This window comes from Okeania sp. (assembly GCF_983059655.1).
Map to the genome: position 1 here is coordinate 1 of NZ_CEZPJD010000793.1, position 3631 is coordinate 3631.

A 3631-nucleotide genomic window follows, 5' to 3' on the forward strand; every position below is an offset into this window, starting at 1 on the left:
ATTCCCCCTGTTGCCTGTTGCCTATTGCCTGTTGCCTGCGCGCAGCGCTATATATTTTGTTATTTCTTCTCACACTCCTGTTCAAAAGCAAAATGTTGGAGACTTGGTGACTGCTTGACAGCCATCAAACCCCCAACATTTAATACAACTCAACTTAAAAGTATTCTTTCTACTAAAATAGAAATATTAACTAATCAACCGTTATTATTCAGCAGCAGTAGCTAACTCTGTACTACCTGAACTACGTCTTCTAGTTAAAGTATTGAACAACAACACACCGATCGCCTTAATTAAATTACCTTCTAGTTCATTGAACATTTTCATGTTCATGTCAAAAGCAGCATTTGCCTCATTAACCATTCTATCTGCTGTTGCCTGATCGATAGGTAAATCATTCATTCTCTGACGATACATATTCTTGAATGCCTTCTCATCAGAAATTTCTGGGAACTCATAGAAAGCAGTACCTTCCCCATCAACTAAATTCATACCTCTCTGAGCAATTTTCTTGAGAATTTGACCGCCAGACAAATCTCCCAAGTAGCGAGTATAGGAGTGAGCTACTAACAATTCTGGTTCTTTTTCTGAAATTTCTCTAATTCTCTGTACATAAGCTTCACCCGCAGCAGAAGGAGCAACTTGCTCGCGCCAACCAGCACCATAATAAAACTGTAGGTCTTTCTCTAAACTCTGTTTACGGTTTAGCTCTGCAAAATAAACCTGGGAAAGAATGGGATGTTGCTGGTGGCGTTGCATCTCTTCTTCCATCGCCGAATAAACAAAGTAAAGATTCTTAACTAAATTCCGGTAGGAGTTCTTTTCTACAACACCTTTTAAAAAACACTTGACAAAACCTACGTTTTCTGCATTTGTATGAGCTTTTTTGGTTCCTTCACGCAATTGAGTTGCTAGGTTTACACTCATGTTAAAATTCCCTTACGAATACTAAATTATACAATTTGGCGTATCAATTCCTACAGAAATTTAGAAATTTATTGCCTATTTCTATAGATTAAAATGAATGGATCGGAATTTACATTAAGAATGATTAAGAAGTAACTGTAAAAAAGCGTTTAGCAGTTCAGCGGTCAACTTTGCGCGTTTGCGAAGTATTCTGGAACGGAAAGGAGATGAGCAACCCAAACTTTTCCTGATGGACTCCTCACTTCAATTTATGAATTTATGGAATTATATAAAATCCGATTATATAATGTATGTGGATAATTCTATAATTACATCAATCTCCCCTACTCTACACATCCAACTATACAATAGACATCTCCAGAAAAGAGGGAACAGGGAACAGGGAAGAAGAATTGATAATTTATGGATAAGAATTGATTTGATTTTTGATTTTTGGAGATGTCTAATAACTATTCAACCGAACATGATATTACGCGGTATCTGGCTCACAAATGTTGATAGTAAAGTCCTCTATTCTAGAGATAGTATTGCTGAGGCAATGGACTTTCTTGCTGAAACAGGATTTAATATTGTATTTCCAGTAGTCTGGAATAAAGCATTTACTCTCTACCCCAGTCAACTGATGCAGACAACTTTTGGTAGAGAAATAGACCCCCAATACAAAGGTCGCGATCCCTTAGCAGAAGTAATTATAGAAGCACGGCGAGTCAGTATTAAAATTATTCCTTGGTTTGAATACGGGTTTGTCAGTTCTTACAAACAAAATGGAGGGTTACTTCTAGCAAAAAAACCAGAATGGGCGGCTCGTGACTCTAGGGGAAATTTATTGGTAAAAAATGGTTTTGAGTGGATGAATGCTTTGGATGAGCAAGTGCAGAATTTTCTGATCGATCTAGTATTGGAAGTGGTGAGAAATTATGACATTGATGGCATCCAAGGAGACGATCGAATGCCAGCATTTCCCTCAGAAGGTGGCTACGATGCAAAAACAGTAGAACGTTATCGTCAGCAATTTTCTTGTCATCCACCCAAAAATCATAAACACCACAAATGGTTACAATGGCGTGCAGATATTTTGACAAATTTTTTAACTCGTTTACATCAGGAAGTGAAAGCAATTAAGCCTGAACTTTTGGTTTCAATGGCTCCCAGTTTTTACAAGTGGAGTTTGAATGAATATTTACAAGACTACCCCAGTTGGATAAATCAAGGAATTGTCGATCTTATTCACCCTCAACTTTACCGTCGTGACTTTGCTAGTTACAAATCTCTTGTGCAACAGTTAGTGAAACAGCAGTTTATTTGTAGTCATTTAGACAAGGTGTTTCCAGGAATTTTAATTAAAGTTGGCTCTTATCGAATTAGTGTAGATTATTTGTTGGAAGCGATCGCCTATAACCGCTCTGTAGGAATTAACGGAGAAGTGTTATTTTTCTATGAAGGTCTCAGAGAAAATAACGATGCTTTGGCTAAAGCATTGCGAACAATTTCTTGACTTTTCCTAAATTATTCTGGTTAACTGGACAGTACAAAGTTTTGAATGGAAAAAAACATTCCCTACTGGATTCTATTATTGAGCATTAGTTGTACCATATTTTGACCACTCTAGATCCCTAAACAGGAAAGGGATCTCATCTATTGTCGATTTTAACTGTTGGGAACCAAAAGTTTTGAGAACGTTATTTTCAATAGTCGAACTGTACTCTTCACATATCCATTGCCTGGTATCTATCTTGTCAGCACCACAGTTATAACCGATGACAAATTTGGCAAATGAATATAAATTTGGTTCTCCTCCGGAATTTTGAGTTTTGGGAGGAAACCTATGAATAAAAGCATCTTGGCGACGGTTTTTGTAAACAAAATCAACTCCACTTAAAATCACCCAATCTGCCTGGTTTTGTACACTTGGATTTAAACAAGCAATAGCTAGACTATAAAATGTTCGATGCATATTCGAGCCAGTAATCAAAAATTCTACTCCTTCACCATTGCAATTCATTGTTTTCCCTTTTTCCCATTCAATCCTGGTAATTTCTCGCTTTTGCAATGAAACCCCTGCCAATGCTATTTCAGTGGTTAAATTAATAACTAATCCAGTAATTATAGTTAAATAAATCCCCAGTTTTCTAATTGAAAATAATAATTTTTTAGTGGGTTGCATTTTAGTCTCCTTTAAGTAAAAAATGTTCATTCAAAGTAGCAAATTTGTAGGGTGCGTTAGACAACATAAGTTCAGATTATGAAAATGATTTAGCAATCTGTCGTAACGCACCGCCTTTTCTATTGAGAGCGGTACAAGTCACTTAAAGACAGACAATATAACCGCTAGCGTAACGCACCAAGGCTATATATATTATAGTGCCTTTGCCTAACTCCCGATTAATTATTAATTATTTGGTAATTGTCTATCCCTGCTTGATTAGGGCAGAACAAAAGGCACTGTAGAAAGAATCTCTAGCTGGCATACATAGCATTCCTATTTTATTTGTGCCTAAAATCTTACTGCTTTTTCGGAATAGGAAATAGGCAATCGCTTACAGCAGATTCGATTTTGTGCGGTACACTCACGCGAGCTGAGAAGCGATCGCCCTTACCTATAGCTACAACCTAAAATATTAATTCAAAATTTGTAACTCCTGTATTATTCTTATACAGCGCTTTTCATTTGAGTAGACCACAAAATTATTTTTGGCACTTAGAGTAG

The 3631-nt window shown here is 36.7% G+C and carries 3 protein-coding genes; 1 reads left to right on the forward strand and 2 read right to left on the reverse strand.

The window, feature by feature from the left end; translation table 11 throughout:
- Positions 1-204 precede the first annotated feature (204 nt).
- On the reverse strand, positions 205-924 hold the full coding sequence (locus AC3DU7_RS28440; protein WP_488042615.1) for a biliverdin-producing heme oxygenase: 720 nt from the start codon (positions 922-924) through the stop codon (positions 205-207).
- Between the two features lie 463 nt (positions 925-1387).
- Between AC3DU7_RS28440 and AC3DU7_RS28445 the strand changes: the two genes are divergently transcribed.
- Positions 1388-2419 carry a glycoside hydrolase family 10-like protein gene (locus AC3DU7_RS28445; RefSeq protein WP_488042617.1) on the forward strand — a complete coding sequence of 344 codons (1032 nt, stop codon included), beginning with the start codon at positions 1388-1390 and terminating at the stop codon, positions 2417-2419.
- 75 nt (positions 2420-2494) lie between these two features.
- On the opposite strand, the gene AC3DU7_RS28450 is transcribed toward AC3DU7_RS28445, so the two are convergent.
- Positions 2495-3088 carry a hypothetical protein gene (locus AC3DU7_RS28450; RefSeq protein WP_488042616.1) on the reverse strand — a complete coding sequence of 198 codons (594 nt, stop codon included), beginning with the start codon at positions 3086-3088 and terminating at the stop codon, positions 2495-2497.
- Positions 3089-3631 lie beyond the last annotated feature (543 nt).